Annotated in this window: 11 protein-coding genes; 8 read left to right on the top strand and 3 right to left on the bottom strand. The window is 72.1% G+C overall.

Annotated features, from left to right (window positions below; all coding sequences use genetic code 11):
* Positions 1–86: 86 nt before the first annotated feature.
* The 4 genes from ACFQRD_RS12800 (at position 87) to ACFQRD_RS12785 (ending at position 5,254) form a co-directional block, all read left to right on the top strand.
* Positions 87–1,490, top strand: coding sequence for a M48 family metallopeptidase (locus ACFQRD_RS12800; RefSeq protein WP_377792572.1), 1,404 nt, complete (start codon positions 87–89; stop codon positions 1,488–1,490).
* A gap of 83 nt (positions 1,491–1,573) precedes the next feature.
* Positions 1,574–3,004, top strand: coding sequence for an MFS transporter (locus ACFQRD_RS12795; protein ID WP_377018741.1), 1,431 nt, complete (start codon positions 1,574–1,576; stop codon positions 3,002–3,004).
* Positions 3,005–3,118: 114 nt separating this feature from the next.
* Positions 3,119–3,877 (top strand): GolD/DthD family dehydrogenase, encoded by a 759-nt coding sequence (locus tag ACFQRD_RS12790; protein WP_377018742.1) that lies wholly within the window; start codon positions 3,119–3,121, stop codon positions 3,875–3,877.
* A 285-nt stretch (positions 3,878–4,162) separates the two neighbouring features.
* A complete protein-coding gene (locus tag ACFQRD_RS12785; protein ID WP_377018743.1) occupies positions 4,163–5,254 on the top strand; it encodes a transglycosylase family protein in 1,092 nt (363 codons plus the stop codon).
* 183 nt (positions 5,255–5,437) lie between these two features.
* Here the strand turns inward: ACFQRD_RS12785 and ACFQRD_RS12780 are convergent, their stop codons facing one another.
* Positions 5,438–6,820 carry an MATE family efflux transporter gene (locus ACFQRD_RS12780; protein WP_377018744.1) on the bottom strand — a complete coding sequence of 461 codons (1,383 nt, stop codon included), beginning with the start codon at positions 6,818–6,820 and terminating at the stop codon, positions 5,438–5,440.
* Between the two features lie 229 nt (positions 6,821–7,049).
* Here ACFQRD_RS12780 and ACFQRD_RS12775 point away from each other — a divergent pair, with 229 nt between their 5' ends.
* The 4 genes from ACFQRD_RS12775 (at position 7,050) to ACFQRD_RS12760 (ending at position 13,764) form a co-directional block, all read left to right on the top strand.
* Positions 7,050–10,592, top strand: coding sequence for an efflux RND transporter permease subunit (locus ACFQRD_RS12775; RefSeq protein WP_377804455.1), 3,543 nt, complete (start codon positions 7,050–7,052; stop codon positions 10,590–10,592).
* Positions 10,593–10,686: 94 nt separating this feature from the next.
* Positions 10,687–12,267: an ATP-binding protein gene (locus ACFQRD_RS12770; RefSeq protein WP_377804453.1), complete on the top strand. Its 1,581-nt coding sequence runs from the start codon at positions 10,687–10,689 to the stop codon at positions 12,265–12,267.
* On the top strand, positions 12,264–13,016 hold the full coding sequence (locus ACFQRD_RS12765) for a response regulator transcription factor (protein WP_377804451.1): 753 nt from the start codon (positions 12,264–12,266) through the stop codon (positions 13,014–13,016). Before ACFQRD_RS12770 ends, ACFQRD_RS12765 begins: the two co-directional genes overlap by 4 nt.
* A 124-nt stretch (positions 13,017–13,140) precedes the next feature.
* The gene (locus ACFQRD_RS12760; protein WP_377018748.1) at positions 13,141–13,764 is read left to right on the top strand and encodes a hypothetical protein; all 624 of its coding nucleotides are present in this window, start codon (positions 13,141–13,143) and stop codon (positions 13,762–13,764) included.
* Between the two features lie 110 nt (positions 13,765–13,874).
* Here the strand turns inward: ACFQRD_RS12760 and ACFQRD_RS12755 are convergent, their stop codons facing one another.
* The gene (locus ACFQRD_RS12755; RefSeq protein WP_377804449.1) at positions 13,875–15,734 is read right to left on the bottom strand and encodes an ABC transporter transmembrane domain-containing protein; all 1,860 of its coding nucleotides are present in this window, start codon (positions 15,732–15,734) and stop codon (positions 13,875–13,877) included.
* The gene (locus ACFQRD_RS12750) at positions 15,724–16,917 is read right to left on the bottom strand and encodes a DUF1611 domain-containing protein (protein ID WP_377804448.1); all 1,194 of its coding nucleotides are present in this window, start codon (positions 16,915–16,917) and stop codon (positions 15,724–15,726) included. Before ACFQRD_RS12750 ends, ACFQRD_RS12755 begins: the two co-directional genes overlap by 11 nt.
* Positions 16,918–16,936 lie beyond the last annotated feature (19 nt).

Below are 16,936 nucleotides of genomic sequence, written 5' to 3'. Positions count from 1 at the left end.
GCGCTCGTTCAGGGCGCATCGGGCCGCGCGAGGCTATCGTCGTCGAAGGCCTCTGCAGGCCGATGGACCGAAGGAGCGTGCGCGCCATGACCCAACCGCCTCCAGGACTGCCGTCGTTCCCCGGCACCCAGCCGCCGGGAGGAATGCCGCCGGGCAGCCCGCCCTCGGGTGGACCGCCGCACGGTGGCATCCCCTCGGGGCCCGGGTCACCCGGCCCCTTCGGAGCGTCCCCGAACCCCGGGCCCTCCGGCCGGAGCCGGCCCGAGGACCCGAACCTCATCAACGGTGCGACCACGCACGGGGTACTCGGTCGCAGACGGATCCGGCACCCGTGGGAGCTGCCTCTCCTGGCCGTCGGCATCGGACTGACGGTTCTGACCTATGCCGGGTGGATCGCCCTCATGGTCTCGACCGTCGTGCTGCAGGTCCTGGAGGGTGAGGCGACGGTCAGCGAGCTGTGGCGGTATGTGGGGTTCATCCCCTTCGCCCTCCAGCTCGTGGCGATCCTCCCGCTGTTCCCGATCCTGGCCTGGTGGGCGCGTGCGGTGATGTACGCGCGGATGCGGGCCACGGCCGTGCGCATGAGCCCTACCCAGTTCCCCGAGGGGTATCGGATGGTGGTCGAGGCCGCCCAGCAGTACGGCATGCGCCGGGTCCCCGATGCCTACGTGCTGATGGGCAACGGAGTCGTCAACGCCTTCGCCGCGGGCCACGGCTTCCGTCGCTTCGTGGTGATCCACTCGGACATGTTCGAGGTCGGCGGAGAGAACCGTGACCGGGAGGCACTGCGCTTCGTCATCGGGCACGAGGTGGGCCACCTCGCCGCCGGCCACGTCTCCTACTTCCGACTGGTCTTCGTCAACGTGCTGCGGATGATCCCGATCCTGGGCTCCGCGTTCTCCCGAGCCCAGGAGTACACGGCCGACAACTTCGGCTACAGCTTCGCGCCGGAGGGTGCACCGGGCGTGATCGGTGTCCTCTCGGGCGGCAAATACCTCAATGCCGAGGTCAACGTCAACGAGGTCGCCGATCGCGCCGCGACCGATCCCAGCTTCTTCGTCCACTGGGTCAACTGGCTGTCCTCCCACCCGGTGATCACGTGGCGAGCCCACGCTCTGCGTGATCGCTCCAAGCCCGGGTCCCTGTGGACCCGACCGGGCGGTGCGCTGTTCCGTTCGCCGCTGCCTCCGGGACACGTGTGGTCCTCGAAGTTCCCCACCCCCGGGGACGCCATGGCCATGCTCGAGGCCGCGGATCGGACCCGGCCGGCCGGGACCGGCGACCAGTTCGGCCGCTTCCCCGGCGCGGACTACTCCTCACGTCCCCCGCTGCGATCCCTGCAGGTCTCTGCGCCGCTGCTGTCGGATCGCACCGACTACGTGATCCCACCGGGACCCTACCGCGACGACGCCGACGGCACGGAGCCCGACGCCGGCGCGGATCCCTTCGGGCGCACAGGGCCGAGAGGGCCGACGGGATGGACGGGGTAGGAGCTGCCCGGCAGACCTTCCTCCCACCACGAGCGGCGGGCGGCGGCTGAACGGACGCTGGAGGGAGTGCCTATCCTGCTGATGTGACTCCCGACCCCAACGCACCGGCCCAGACGGTGCGCCGCAAGCCCCTCCTCGCGGTGCTCCTGGCGCCGCTGTTCATGGCACTGGTGGCCGTGAGCGTCATCAACGTCGCCCTCACCGCCATCGGTGAGAGCCTCGAGGCCGATACGGGCGGGCTGCAGTGGGTGATCTCCGGGTACGCGCTGGCGTTCGGGATGCTGCTGGTGCCCGCCGGCCGCGCCGGGGACGCCACAGGCAGGCGCCGGATGCTGATCGTCGGCATCGCCGTGTTCACGATCGGCTCCCTGCTCAGCGGCTTCGCCCCGTCGGTCGAGGTGCTCAACGCCGCCCGCATCCTCCAGGGCGTCGGCTCGGGGCTGCTGAACCCGCAGACGGTCGCGCTGATCCAGCAGCACTTCCGCGGCCAGGACCGCGCCCGCGCCTTCGCGCTGCTGGCGACCACGGTCGCCGTCGCCACCGCCGTCGGCCCCGTCATCGGCGGCCTGCTGATCCAGGTGCTGGGCCCCGACCAGGGCTGGCGATGGATGTTCCTGATGAACGTCCCGATCGGCATCGCCGCCATCGCCGGCGCCTTCAAGGTCATCCCCGACGACCACGTCCGGGCTACGCGTCGCCCGGACCTCGACCCCGTCGGCACCGTGCTGCTGTGCGTGGCGATCCTCGGGGTGATGCTGCCGTTCCTCGAGCGCGGCGTCAGCCCGCTGGTGTGGCTGTCCTTCCCCGTCGGCCTGGCGGTGCTGGGCCTGTGGTGGTGGTGGGAGCAGCGCTACAAGCTCTCCGGCCGGCCGCCGATGGTCGACACCGCGATCTTCACCTCCCGCGCATTCCGCAACGGCATCCTCATCGTCTCGATCTACTTCCTCGGCGCCACCAGTGTGTGGATCATCGTGCCGCTGTACCTGCAGATGCACCTCGAGCACTCCGCCTTCGAGGCCTCCCTGATGGGCCTGCCGTCCTCGGCCGCGGCCGCAGTGACTTCGCAGGTCGCCGGCCGGTACGTGCTCGCACTCGGCCGCCGCCTGGTGATTGCCGGGTTCGCCATCGCCTTCACCGGCCTGCTGGGCACCGCCCTTCTGGCCGGCTTCGTCGAGAGCGGGGCGATCGCGTTCTGGTGGCTGGCCGCGCCGCTGATGCTGATGGGCTTCAGTCAGGGCATGATCATCTCGCCGAACCAGACCCTGACCCTGCACTCGGTCGACCCCCGCTTCGGGGGCGTGGCCGGCGGGATCCTTCAGCTGGGCCAACGCACCGGCGCGGCGATCGGCACCGCGATGATCCCCGGTGTCATCTTCGCCCTCACCGAGGGCGGCCACGCGTGGCTCGAGGCGTTCATCATCGCGATCGCGATCATCATGGCGCTGACCCTCGTGGCCATGGCCGTCAGCGTCGCCGACCGGGCCCGCGAGAAGTCCAGCCCGGGAGCGCTGTGACGTCGCGGCGGCAGGGCTCTCAGGCGGTGAATCCCGCCGAGGCGCGGGTAGCGTGGCGGGGAACAGACAGAAGAGTCTGCACAAGGACCGACCAGCCGCGAGAGGACGATCTCCGTGACCACTGACCTCACCTCCCACGACTTCGCCGGCCAGATCGCGATCATCACCGGCGCTGCCTCCGGTATCGGCCACGCCATCGCGACCCATCTGGCCGAACGCGGGGCCCGCATCGCCGGCGTCGACATCGCCTCCGGCCTGGATGAGGCGGTCGCCGCCCTGCCCGGCGCCGGCCACCTGCCCGTGAGCGCGGACATCTCCGACGCGGACGCAGCCTCCGAGGCCGTCTCCCGGGTGACCACGGAGCTCGGAGCGCCCCACGTCCTCGTCAACTCCGCCGGCATCGGCCGCTTCGCCCCCGGCGAGCAGGTCCCGGCGAAGGACTGGCAGGCCACGCTCGCGGTCAACCTCTCCGGCAGCTTCTTCATGGCCCAGGCCGCCGGCCGCGCCATGCTCGAGGCCGGCTACGGGCGCATCGTCTCCATCGCCTCCCAGGCCGCCGAGATCGGACTGGCCGAGCACGCCGCCTACTCCGCCAGCAAGGCGGGCATCCTGGGCTTCACCCGAGTGCTCGCGGTGGAATGGGCCTCGCGCGGCGTCACCGTCAATGCCGTCTCCCCGACCATCGTCGACACCGCTCTCGCCCGCGAGATCTGGGTGGGGGAGAAAGGGGCGAAAGCCCGCGAGGAGATCCCGGCGGGGCGTTTCGCCGACCCCGGTGAGGTCGCTTCCCTGGTCGCTTTCCTCGCCGGCCGGGACGCCGCCATGATCACCGGCGAGAATGTGCGCGTCGACGGCGGCCGTTCCGTGATCTGATCCCGGGTCTGCAGTGCCCCTCGCCGAGCTGAGATCCGGCCGAGGCCAATAGCCCTTCCAGGGGCTCGCCTCGAAGGACATTTCCTGCGCGTCCGGTAAAAATCGGGCAAAAACCGCGGTCGGGATTGGTCAGGAAGGCTATTCCCGGTGCTCCGGGCCAGGCAACGTAGAGGGTGCCCCGGTACGGAGCGCAGGCCACCAGCCCGCAGCAGGGGAGCATCGCCGGTCCGCCGGTCGACAGCTTCCCGCTCCCGCCCCTTCCCCCGTGTCCCGAGGAGCCTTCCCATGGCCACTGCACGCCGCACCCCCTCCCACCGCGCCGACGGCGGCGCCGTCTACTTCCGCGGAGCTCGCGTGGCGCCCAAGATGGCCGCTGCCACCGGCGGCGCCGTCGTGGCCGCCGGGCTGAGCATCGGCGGCGCCGGTGTCGCCACCGCTGACCAGTCCGTGTGGGACGAGGTCGCCCAGTGCGAGTCCGGCGGCAACTGGTCGATCAACACCGGCAACGGCTACTACGGCGGTCTGCAGTTCTCCAGCTCCACCTGGACGGCCTTCGGCGGCGGCGAGTACGCCTCGAGCGCCGACGACGCGACCAAGGCCGAGCAGATCGCGGTCGCCCAGCGCACCCTCGCCGAGCAGGGCCCCGGCGCCTGGCCCACCTGCGGTGCCAAGGCGGGCCTGACCAGGTCCAACGGCGGGGCCGACCCCGATGCGCAGCCCGCCGGGGGCTCCAGCAGCGGCTCCACCGGCGGCGGCACGAGCACCGGCGCCCCGTCCGAGACCTCCGGTGCACTCGCCGTCGACGGCAAGTTCGGCCCCAAGACCACGGCGGCTCTGCAGTCCTGGATCGGCGTCAGCGCCGACGGCTCGCTCTCGACCAGCGACATCAAGGCGCTGCAGGCCAAGGTCGGCGCGAGCGTGGACGGCAAGATCGGCTCGGAGACCACCGGCAAGCTGCGCACCACGATCGGGCTCAGCGACAACGGCACCTGGGACTTCCGCACCAGCTACTCCACCACCAAGGCGCTCCAGCAGTTCCTCAACGACGGCGCCCCCGCCGCGAGCACGCCCAGCAGCTCCGGCTCGGAGGGCTCCGGCTCGAGCAGCTCCGCCGACCTCGTGGTCGACGGCAAGTTCGGCCCCAGGACCACGGCGGCTCTGCAGTCCTGGATCGGCGTCAGCGCCGACGGCTCGCTCTCGACCAGCGACATCAAGGCTCTCCAGGCGAAGATCGGTGCGGAGGTCGACGGCAAGATCGGCTCGGAGACCACCGCCAAGCTGCGCGCCGCCATGGGCCACAGCAGCAACGGCGTGTGGGACTTCCGCAACAGCTACTCGACGACCAAGGCGCTCCAGGAGTTCCTCAACTCCCACTGAGCGGGTTGCTGGGCCGGCATCAGGCACGAGCCCACTGGCACGAAGGTGTAGCTGAGCGGCATCTGCCCCCTCTCAGGGGAGGGCAGATGCCGCTCCACTACATGGTCGTGCCATCCCCCGTGTCGATGCCGGGTCGATGCTGGCGACGATGCCCGGCTGATCACGCCTCAGCCGTGTAGCCGCTCACCCGCCCAGCCGCATCCAGGCGTCGTTGCGCACGCGCACTCCGAGAGTCACCGCGCGGGCGATCATGAAGATCAGCGTGCACGCCACCCAGAGCGCGGCCAGGGCCCACGCCCCGTGCCAGTCGGAGTAGTAGACCAGCGCTGCGAACGGCAGGGTGACGGCCGCGTTGAGGACGCCGGCCTTGGCCAGGTAGGGAGCATCTCCCGCGCCCATCAGCACCCCGTCCAGCACGAACACGTAGCCCGCCACGGGCTGGGCGATCATGAGGATCCACAAGGCCGCGCGCAGGTTCTCCTGCACCGCGACGTCGGGGGTGAACAGACCTGGGATCACGTAGCTGGCCGCCAGCAGCAGTATCCCGGTGGCCACGCCCCCGCCGACGCCCCACACCATCAGCCGGCGGGTCACCGCGCGCACGGAGGCGGCATCGGCCGCGCCGAGGAACCTCCCCGTCAGCGCCTGGCCCGCGATCGCGAGGGCGTCGAGGGCGAGGGCGAGCAGGTTGAACACGGTCAGGGCGATCTGGTGGGCGGCCAGCTGCACGGCTCCGAGCTGGGTGGCCACGAGCGTCCCGGCCAGCAGCACCACGCGCAGCGAGACGGTGCGCACGAACATCGGCACCGACTCGCGGCCGGCCGAGGCGACCTGCCCGAGGTGCGGCCGCAGGGGTGCACCGTGGCGACGCGCGGCGCGGGACACCAGCACCAGCAGCACCCCGGCCATGCCCCACTGCGCGATGACCGTCCCGAGGGCGCTGCCCGCGATCCCCAGATCCAGGGCGAAGATCAACGTCCAGTTCAACGGGATGTTCACCACCGCGCCCGAGACGGCGACGATCAGCGGCAGCTTCGCGTCCTGCAGGCCGCGCAGGAGCCCGGTCGCGGACTGCACGGCGAGCATCGCCGGCACCCCGAACGCGCTCAGGCGCAGATACGTCGTCGCCTCGTCGAGCACCTCGGGCGAGGGCCCGAACAGGGCCAGGATCCAGCGGCCGCCGACGGCGAGCAGGATCAGCGCACCCGCCCCGATCATCAGCGCCAGCCAGCAGGCGTCGACGCCGCGCGCGATCGCTTCGCGGGTGCGGCCGGCCCCGAACGCCCGCGCCACCGACGCCGTGGTCGAGTAGGCCAGGAACACCGAGAGCCCGATCACCGTGGTCAGCACCGCGGAGGCCAGGCCCAGGCCGGCGAGTGAGACGGTGCCGACCCGGCCGATGAACGCGGAGTCCACCAGCAGGAACAGCGGCTCGGCGATCAGCGCGCCGAGGCTGGGCACGGCCAGCCTTAGGATGTCGCGGTCGACGACGCGGCGGGCGGCGGCCTTCGAGGCCGGACCGGTGGCAGCGGGGGAGGTGGAACCAGGAGATGCGGGGTCGGGCACGGTCCCATTGTCCTCCCAGGGCGCACGGCCCGGAAAATCGCCCCGGAAAGGAGAACGGGGGCTGCGGGGCGGCCGACCGACGGACCTGGATTCTCCTACGGACGTCGGATACACCGATACAGATTCGTATGGAACAGTTCGGCGTGGAGGGCCCGCCGCCGATTCCTCCGGGCGCGGGACCTGCCGTGCCGCTTCGCCGCCGCACGCATCGCACCGCTCGAGGAGCACGATGAACCGCCTCGCCCGTCTGAGCCTGAACAACCGCTCCTTCATCGCCCTGGTCTGCATCGCCGTGTCGATCATCGGTGCCTTCGCGATGACGACGATGCGTCAGGAGCTCATCCCCTCCGTCGCGCTCCCGCAGATCCAGGTGGTCACTCCTGCACCGGGCTCCTCCTCGGAGCAGGTCCAGGAGCGCATCAGCCGCCCTATCGAGCAGGCCCTCAGCGGGCTGGAGAACGTCGAATCGACCTCATCGACCTCGCAGGCCGGCACCTCGATGGTCACGGTCGAGCTGACCTACGGCACGGACGTCGCGCGCTCGACCAACCAGGTCGACGCGGCCCTGACCCGCATCGAGGACCAGCTGCCCGAGGACGCCGAGCCCCAGGTCATCTCCGGCGGCACCAGCGACCTGCCGGCCGTCGTCGTCTCCGTCTCCTCCGATCTGGAGCCGACGGAGCTCGCCACCCGGCTGGACGCCTCCGTGACGGAGGAGCTCGAGCGGGTCCAGGGTGTCTCCTCGGTCGCCGTGATCGGCGCGCCCGAGGAGATCGTGCGGATCAGCCCGGACGAGGCGGCCCTGGCCGACAACGGGCTCACCGAGAACGACATCGCGACCGCCCTGGACGAGCACGGCCTGTCCGTGCCCGGCGGCACCGTCACCGACGAGAACCGCAGCCTCGACGTGGTCCTGGGCCAGTCCCTGGACAGCATCGAGAGTCTCGAGACCATCGAACTGCTCCCGGCCGGCGACGGCCAGCAGGGCGAGGGCCAGGAAGCAGAGCCGGGGCAGGCCGGCGAGGACCCTCAGTCGGGCGAGGAGGCACTGCCGGGCCAGGACGCCCAGGCCCAGCCGCAGGAACCGGTCACCCTCTCGGAGGTCGCCACCGTCGATCGCACCACCGAGGAGGCCACCTCGATCTCCCGCACCAACGGCCGCGAGTCGCTGGTCGTGATGGTCACCGCCACCACAGACGGCAACGTCGTGGACATCTCCGAGGACGTCGAGGGCGTGCTGGCGGACACCCTGCCGGACGTGGGCGGCAACGCCGAGAGCGACGTCGTCTTCGATCAGGCGCCGTTCATCGAGGAATCGATCGTGGCGCTCGCCGAGGAGGGCCTGCTGGGGCTGATCTTCGCCGTCGGCGTGATCCTGCTGTTCCTGCGGCGGGTGCGGCCGACGGTCGTCACCGCCATCTCCATCCCCACCTCGCTGCTGATCGCCTTCATCGGCATGCTGGTGACCGGGTACACGCTGAACATGCTGACCCTGGCGGCGCTGACCATCTCCATCGGCCGCGTGGTCGACGACTCGATCGTGGTGATCGAGAACATCACCCGTCACCTCGCCTACGGCAAGGCCAAGATGCGCGCCATCCTCGATGCGACCGGGGAGGTCGCCGGCGCGATCACCGCCTCCACCCTGGCGACGGTGGTGGTGTTCCTGCCGATCGCGGTCGTCTCCGGCCTGGCCGGTGAGCTGTTCCGGCCCTTCGCGCTGACCGTCGGTATCGCCATGCTCAGCTCCCTGCTGGTGGCGCTGACCATCGTGCCGGTTCTGGCCTACTGGTTCCTGCGCTCCCCGAAGGGCCACGAGGACCTCGATCCCGCCGACGCCGCCGAGGCCGCCCGAATCCGCCAGGAGTCCGAGGCCCGCGAGGAGCGCGGCTGGCTGCACCGCCTGTACGACCGCATCCTCCACATCACCCTCGACTCGCTGCTGCGCCGGCTGCTCACGCTCGCCGCCTCCGTCGCCGTGCTGGTCGCCACCGTGTTCCTGATCCCGCTGGTCAACGTCAACTTCCTGGGGGACACCGGGCAGAACATCGCCTCCCTCACCCAGACCCTGCCCCCGGGGACCAGCCTGCAGCAGTCCTCCGAGAAGGCCTCCGAGGCGGAAGAGGCGCTGCTCGAGGTCGACGGGGTCGAGACGGTCCAGACCACCATCGGCGGCGGCTCGACCGGTTTCGGGGGCGGCGGCGCCGAGAACGAGATCAGCTACTCGATCACCACCGAGACCGACGCCGACCAGGCCGCCGTCCAGGAGGACATGGTCGCCGCCCTGGAGGACCTCCCGGACTCCGGCACCGTCGAAGCGGCCGACGTCGCCTCCCCCACCGGCTCCAGCTCGATCGACATCCTGATCACCGGCCCCACCTCCGAGGCCCGCCAGGACGCGAACGACGCGATCCTCGCCGAGCTCGACCCGGTTCCCGAGGGCGTCGAGGAGGTCACCAGCGACCTGCAGGCCGATCAGCCCACCGCGGTGGTCACCGTCGATCGGGAGGCCGCCGGCCGGCTGGGGCTGACCGAGGGCACCGTGATCGGCATGGTCGCGGCACAGATGTACCCCGGGGCCATCGGCACCATCACCCTGGACGACGACGAGCTGGACATCTACGTCGAGCGCGGCGAGAGCGTGGACACCCTGGACGAGCTCCGCGGCCTCGAGCTGGCCGGGGGGATCCCGCTGACCGACATCGCCTCGGTCGAGGAGGAGCAGTCCCGCCCCCAGATCGCCACCCAGGACGGACTGGAGACCGTCACGGTCTCCGTCACCCCCGAGGGTGAGGACGTGGGCGATGCGACCGACGCGGCCAACGCGGCGATCGAGGACGCCGACCTGCCCGACGGCGTCGACGCGACCGTCGGCGGCACCGCCGAGGACATCAACGAGACCTTCGGCCAGCTCGGCATCGCCATGCTCGCCGCGATCCTGCTGGTGTACGTGCTGCTGGTGTGGATCTTCAAGTCCCTCGTCCAGCCCCTGATCCTGCTGGTCTCGATCCCCTTCGCCGCCACCGGCGCTCTCGGGCTGCTGATCATCACCCAGGTCCCGCTGGGCCTGCCCTCGATGATCGGCCTGCTGATGCTCGTGGGCATCGTGGTCACCAACGCGATCGTGCTGATCGACCTGGTCAACCAGTACCGCCGGCAGGGCATGAGCCTGGAGGAGGCACTGCATCGCGGGGCCGGCAAGAGGCTGCGGCCGATCCTGATGACCGCGGCGGCGACGATCTTCGCGCTGATCCCGATGGCGCTGGGCATCACCGGCAACGGAGGGTTCATCGCGCAGCCGCTGGCCGTGGTCGTGATCGGCGGTCTCGTCTCCTCGACCCTACTGACGCTGGTCATCGTCCCGGTGCTCTACCGGATCGCCGAGGGCCCGGGGGAGCGGCGCCGGCTCCGCGAGGAGGCTCGGCTGGCCGAGCTGCGCGAGGCCCGCCACCGCGAGGCCCGCGAGCGGGCCGCGGCCGAGCAGGAGGAGACCCGGCGCAGCGAGGAGCGGCGCACCCGCAGCAGCCGCTCCGTCAACCCCGCCGGGTCCCCGGCGCCGGCGCCCGCGTCGGGAGAGGACCCCGCCGCGGGAGAGGACCCCGCCGCGGGAGAGGACCCTGTCGCTGGAGAGGACCCCGCCGCGGGGGAGCGCTCCACCGCACGGGAGGGCGTCGCGCCGAGCGAGGGCAGCGGCCACCGGGGCACGCGGCGCTCGCTCAAGGAGCGCGGCGGCATCGTCGGGATCATCCGACGCCGTCGCGGGCGTGACTGACCGGCTCGTGACGCGGCACCGGCCGCTTCGCGGCTGACGGGCCTGCGCCGACCGCTGCCGGTCCCCGGCGCAGCCCGTCCCCTACGATGCGACCATGCCCCTGCAGAGCCTGCGCGAGTCGCTCGCCGGTGCCGCGACGGGCGGGTGGTCGGTGCGCACCCGCGTGCTGTCCGTGGTGCTCGCCTTCATGGTGGTGGGGCTCGCCGTCACCGGCCTGCTCACCTATGCGTCCCAGTTCGGTGTGCTCGAGGACCGCGTGGAGGCCGAGCTGGAGCAGGAGCTGCGCGAGCTGGATCTGATCGCGAACGCCACCGAGGACGACGGCTCCCACGTCCACACCTCCGTGGACAGCGTGCTGAACGCCGCCACGGAGTCCGCGGCGCCCTCGGACAACGAATCGGTGCTGGCCGTGATCGACGGCGAACCGCTGTACAAGCCGCAGGCACAGGACTTCGACCTGGTGGCAGAAGGGCCCGCCGAGTCGCCGACGGTGCTGGAGGACATCCTGGCGGTGCACGAGCCGGGCCGCACGGTCTCCACCAGTCTGGACGTCGACGGACGCGAGGTGAAGGCCCTGGTGGCCTCCGTGCAGGTGGCGGGGGACGACTCGGAGGGGATCTTCGTGGTCGCCAACGACATCGGCGCCCAGAAGCAGGAGCTGTGGCGGTCCGTGGCCACCTTCTCGGCGCTGTCCGTGGTGACGCTGATCGTGGCCGGCGGGGTCGGCTACCTCGTCACGGGGCGACTGCTCAGACCGCTGGAGACACTGCGCGCAGCGACCGAGGAGATCACGGTCGACGACCTCGGCCGCCGGGTCCCCGTGCCCGAGGGACAGGACGACATCGCCGCTCTGGCCCGCAACTTCAACCGGATGCTCGAACGGATCCAGGCAGGGTTCGCCGAGCAGCGGCGCTTCATGAGCGACGTCGGCCACGAGCTGCGCACCCCGCTGACGATCGTGCACGGGACCCTGGAGACGGCCGACGCCGAGGACCCCGCCGACGTGCGCGAGGCCCACGAGATCGCCATGGACGAGCTCGGCCGCATGGGCCGCGTCGTCGGGGACCTCTCGGAGCTGGCGGCCTCGACCCGTCCCGACTACGTGCGCACCCGGCCCGTGGACCTGGCCGCCTTCGCCCGCTCCGCGCTCGCACGGATGGAGCACATCGCCGACCGCGACTGGGTGCTGGACCGGGCCGCGGACGTCACGGCCGACGCCGACGAGCAGCGCCTGACGCAGGCCGTCGTCCAGCTCGCCGCCAATGCCGCGCGCTACAGCGAGGAGGGCAGCAGGGTGCGGTTCGCGGTGGACCGGGTGCTGGGACCGGACGGCCCGGAGATCCACCTCAGCATGCAGGACGAGGGCGTCGGCATCGCCGAGCACGATCAGCAGCGGATCTTCGAGCGGTTCGCACGGGTCGACAACGACCGCGGCTCGGGCACCGGCCTGGGCCTGCCCATCGTGCAGGCGATCGCGCAGGGCCACGGCGGGGACGTTCGCCTGTCCTCGCAGCCCGGCCGTGGCTCCACGTTCACCATCGTGATCCCGCAGCATGCGCGGCCGGCGGGGAGCGGGCCGGGCGGGCCGGGGGAGGCCGAGCCCGGGGATACTGGGCCGACGGGCACAGGCGCGGGCACGCAGGCGCCGCAGACGAAGGGAGCAGGCCGCCGATGAGGATCCTGATCGCCGAGGACGAAGCACGGATCGCACGATTCGTCGAGCGCGGGCTCAAGGCCAACGGGTACGCCTCGAGCGTGGTCGAGGACGGCATCAGCGCACTGGACCTCGCCTCCAGCGGCGACTTCGACCTGCTGATCCTCGATGTGGGACTGCCGCGGATGGACGGCTTCCAGGTGCTCAGGGCGCTGCGGGAGATGGAGGTGGACCTTCCCATCCTCATGGTCACCGCTCGCACCGGGGTCGAGGACACGGTCCAGGGGCTCGAGGCCGGCGCCAACGACTACATCGCCAAACCCTTCCGCTTCGAGGAGCTGCTGGCCAGGGTGAAGCTGCGTGCGCGCGAGGCGGCGGCGGGCGCCGGTGCGGCCGGCAGCGATGTGCTCGAGCTCGGGGACCTGCGTCTGGACCTGCGCACGCGGGTCGCCACGTTCCGCGACGAGCCGGCCGACGGGGACGGCGAGGGCGCGCCCGCCGACCGGGCCGAGGAGTCCGGCGGCGCGGCCGGTCCGGAGCGCTCGGTCGAGCTGTCCTCGCGGGAGTTCACGATGGCACGGGTGTTCCTCGAGAATCCCCGTCAGGTGCTCACCCGCGACCTGCTGCTGTCGAGGGTCTGGGGCTACGACTACGACGGCGCCTCGAACGTGGTCGACGTGTACGTCGGATACCTCCGCGGCAAGCTGGGCGCACGTCGCTTCGTGACCGTCCGCGGCGCCGGGTACAAACTCGTGGATCCGCGCGCGTGAGGCCCCGCCTGACGAGCCGGCCACGCGCACCCCGGCCCGTGATGCCTGGGGCGCGGCCAGCACATGAGAGGCCTCTCATGACGAGTTCACGCCTGTTTCATCGCAGGTGGGGACCATGAAAGACGTGAAGGCTCTCCGTACCGCCGCAATCATCCTGGCTGTCGCGCTCGCGGCGGTCGGCCTCGCCGCGCTGCCCGCCGTGGAGCAGACGGGGGTGGACCGTCCGGGCATCGTCGTGGAGGAGGACGCCGCCGCCTCCGACGGGGGCGGATCCTCCGGTGGCCTGCCCGGTGACGTGCCCGAGTCCTCGCAGGCCGGCGACAGCGCGGGGGAGGAGTCCGTGGAGATCCCGGAGGCCGAGGCCGGAGCCGGGTCCTCGGGCTCGGAGGCCTCCTCCGCCGGCGACGGGGTCTCCCTCGAGCCGGCTCCTTCGCCGAAGCCGGCCCCGGAACCCTCCGCAACCCCCGAGTCCGACGGCTCCGGGCAGGGCAGCTCCTCGGGGTCCGGCAGCTCCAGCGGTTCCAGCAGCTCCAGCGGGTCCAGTGGTGCCGGCGGCTCATCGAGCAGCGAGGACGGCGCCTCCACGGGCACGACGCAGCGCCCCTCCGACACCTGCGAGTGGGACGACGGGGGCTGGGAGTGCGAGGACGATACGTCCACCCGCAGCGCCGACGCCGACGACGATGATGATGACGACGGCGACGACGATGAGGGGGACGACGATGATGAGGACGACGAGGACGACTGACCGCGCCCGCCTGGACGACTGACCGGTCCCGCTGGGGCGAATGACTGATCTCGTCCGGGCGACTGACCGGTCCCGCCTGGAGGACTGACCGATCTCGACCGGTCTCGGCGCTACTCGTCCTCGCTGTCCGTCCCGACGCCGGCGGTGTTGCCGCGCTCGGCGGCCGTGAGCGAGCGCAGCCGGTATTCGCGTGCCTCGAGCCGACGGGCGAGGTCATCGGACCCGGTCAGCAGGACCATGCCGGGATACCCGGTCAGCACCCGCTCCAGCATCCTGCGCCCGTCGTCATCCAGATCGCCCTCGAGGGCGTCGACGATCAGCAGCGGCGGCGTCCCGTACAGGGCACGGGCCAGGGCGAGCCGGGCGCGGTCGCCGCGCCCCAGCGGTTCGCCGCCGCGTCGCAGACGGGTGCGGGCGCCATCGGGCAGTGCGGAGACGTCCAGGCCGACGAGGTCCAGGATCTCCTGGTCGTGGGCGGCGTCCAGGTCGGGGCGGCGGTAATGCAGTGCCCGTGCCACCGTGCCCGGCTCGAAGACGGCGCCGGCACCTGCGTAGCCGACCAGCATCCGCACCCGCTTGGACCGCAGAGCCCGCAGGTTCTCACCGGCCACCCACGTCGCATCGGGGGCGGCATCCTCCGGGCCGGGGGAGAGCTCGAGCAGCCGTCGCACGAATTCGCGCGGGGCCGCAGGGTCCTCACTGACCAGCCGCACCCGATCGCCGGTCCACGCCCGCAGCGCATCACCGGGCTCCGTCAGGCCCGGCAGCTCGAGGTGGACGAGGCGCTCGGCTCCCTGCCCGCTCGGTGGCATCACCGGCGGGGCGGCCTCCGCACCGGCCCGGCGACGTGCCGAGGCCTGTTCACGGCGGGCCGCCGCGCCGGCCAGGGCGGGCCCGAGCACCATTCGCGCGGCCCGGTAGGTCTGGCGGTACTCCACGATCCGGCCGATCTCGAGAACGGGGGTCGAGGCGATCCCGGCCACGGCCATGGCCGCCATCGTGACCCCGGGGGCGAGACCCAGGAAGGCGCCGGTGGCGGCCACCAGCAGCGCGGTCAGGGTCGAGGCGACGATCCCTCCGGCGCGGATGGTCCCCACCGTCTCGGCGCGATCCACCGCGATCTCGACCAGGCGGCCCGAGGCGTCCCGGAGGTTGCGCAGCTCGCGGCGGGTCCCGCCCGAGGCGAGGATCCCGTCGGACGCCGTCACCGTGTCGGCGATCCGGGAGGCGAGCCGGCCGCGGGTGCGCCGCATCCGGCGCGTCTTGACCAGCGCGGTGCGCGCCCAGAACACCAGGCACAGGCCGAGCACCAGCAGCGGAGCGGCCATCGCGAGGGCGAGCGCGGGGTGGAGCACGGCGAGGGTGACGAGGCTGCCGCCGATCAGCGGCACCGCCACCGTGAGCGGGGCGATGCCCTGGGAGACCCAGTTGCGCACCCCGGAGAGATCATTGGTGGTGCGGGCGACGGTCACGCCGAGGGAAGTCGCGTGCCCGGGAGTGAGGGCGTCGCCGAGCAGGTGCAGCCGCAGCTGATGGACGTAGTCCTGACCCAGCTTCTCGGCCACCACCCGCTCGTGCACCTTCAGCGCGCCGACCGCGAGGGCGGCGAGGACCAGCAGGACCAGCGCCCGCAGCAGCAGCGGGGAGGCTCCCGTCGGAGCCTCCTGGAGCTTGACCAGCGCCCACGCCGACAGGGCCGCGAGCCCGGCCTGACCGAGGCCCAGCAGCACCAGGACGCTCAGCCAGCGGCGTCGCACGCCCCGCAGCAGCGGAGGCAGCGGCGGCGGGTTCCGCAGCAGTCCGTCGGCGTCCTCACGGGGTTCCCGCTCGCGCCCGTTGCGCTGACGGGATGCCGGCTCGGCCGACTCCCGCTCACGCGATGCCCGCCCGCTCTCACGCCATGCCGGCTCGGCCGGCTCGCGCGATGCCCGCCCGCTCTCACGCCATGCCCGCCGGCGCTCACGCAGCATCGGCGCCGTGCTTCCTGAGCAGGTCGGTGACCAGCCCGCGGGCGATGCCGGCATCGGCCAGGTCGAAGGTCGGCACGACGGGGATCTCGAGCGCCCGGCGGGACTCGGCCGTGGCCAGCGGGGAGCTGGTCAGGACGCCCGAGACGAAGCTCGGGACGTGGCCGAGCGTGGCCAGCGCCGCCACCCCGCCGACCGCGCCGAGCGCATCGCCCGCGGAGAAGACCACCTCGTCCACCACCCGGCAGAACTCCGCATCGCCCAGCAGGCGGGCGGTCTCGCCCTGGTAGAGCCCGTCGGCGATCTCCAGGAGGACCACGTCCGGCGCCGCACCGCCACCGGCGAGCTCGTCGGCCATGGACAGGAACAGGTCCCGCACCTCGTCGGCCCCGAGCTGGAACGTCGAGGCGTAGCCGAAGTCGGTGAAGTCCAGGACCCGATGGGCGCCGGCGTCGAGGAAGAGGTTGTAGTCGTTGCCGGCGCCTGTGCCCGTCGCCTTGCCGGCGGCGACGCGCAGACCGGCTGCGGCGAGACCGTGGGCGAGCTGGGCGAGCACGGTGGACTTGCCGGAGTTCATGGACGTCCCCAGCACCGCGATCACCGGCGCGTGATGGGCGGGGCGATCGGTACGGGAGGCCACCCCGGGCGCGATCCGATGCGCGGCGGCCCGAGACAGGGTGAGGGGACCGTGCTCATCGCGCAGGACCCCGATGGGCTCGATCTCGGTGGGGGAGCCGACGCCGGCGTGCTGCTCGAGCACGCGCGAGGCGAGTCCCCCGGCGGCCGCGAGGTGAGCGGGGCCGAGGTCGGCCGGGACCGTCGCGAGGAACTGATCGGCGGCGTAGCGGCTGCCGTAGGCGACCACGATCTCGTCGCCCACGAACAGGACCTGGCGGCGGGAGGTCGGGCCCTCGAGCCGCTTGTGGTGGCCGATGGAGGTGACGCGGGCCAGGACGATCTCGCCTGCGCGCGGGGTGTGGTCCGCGGTGATCAGGTCGACGTCCGCGGCGCGGCGCAGGAACGCCCCGACGCTCCGCGTGGAGAACGCGTGCTTGGCGCGCTCGATCCGGGCCCGCGGCGTCTCGGCCGTGTCCGTGCTGCGCGCCGGCCCGGCGGAGAGGACTGCGTCGGCCGGGGAGGTCGTGGTGGCGGGGGCTGTCGCGGGGGCCTGGTTCAGGATCGTCATGGGGACTCCTCGGGATGCT

The organism is Brachybacterium sp. GCM10030268 (assembly GCF_042666305.1).
Lineage (GTDB): Bacteria > Actinomycetota > Actinomycetes > Actinomycetales > Dermabacteraceae > Brachybacterium.
This window is presented reverse-complemented; position numbering and strand designations above follow the sequence as displayed.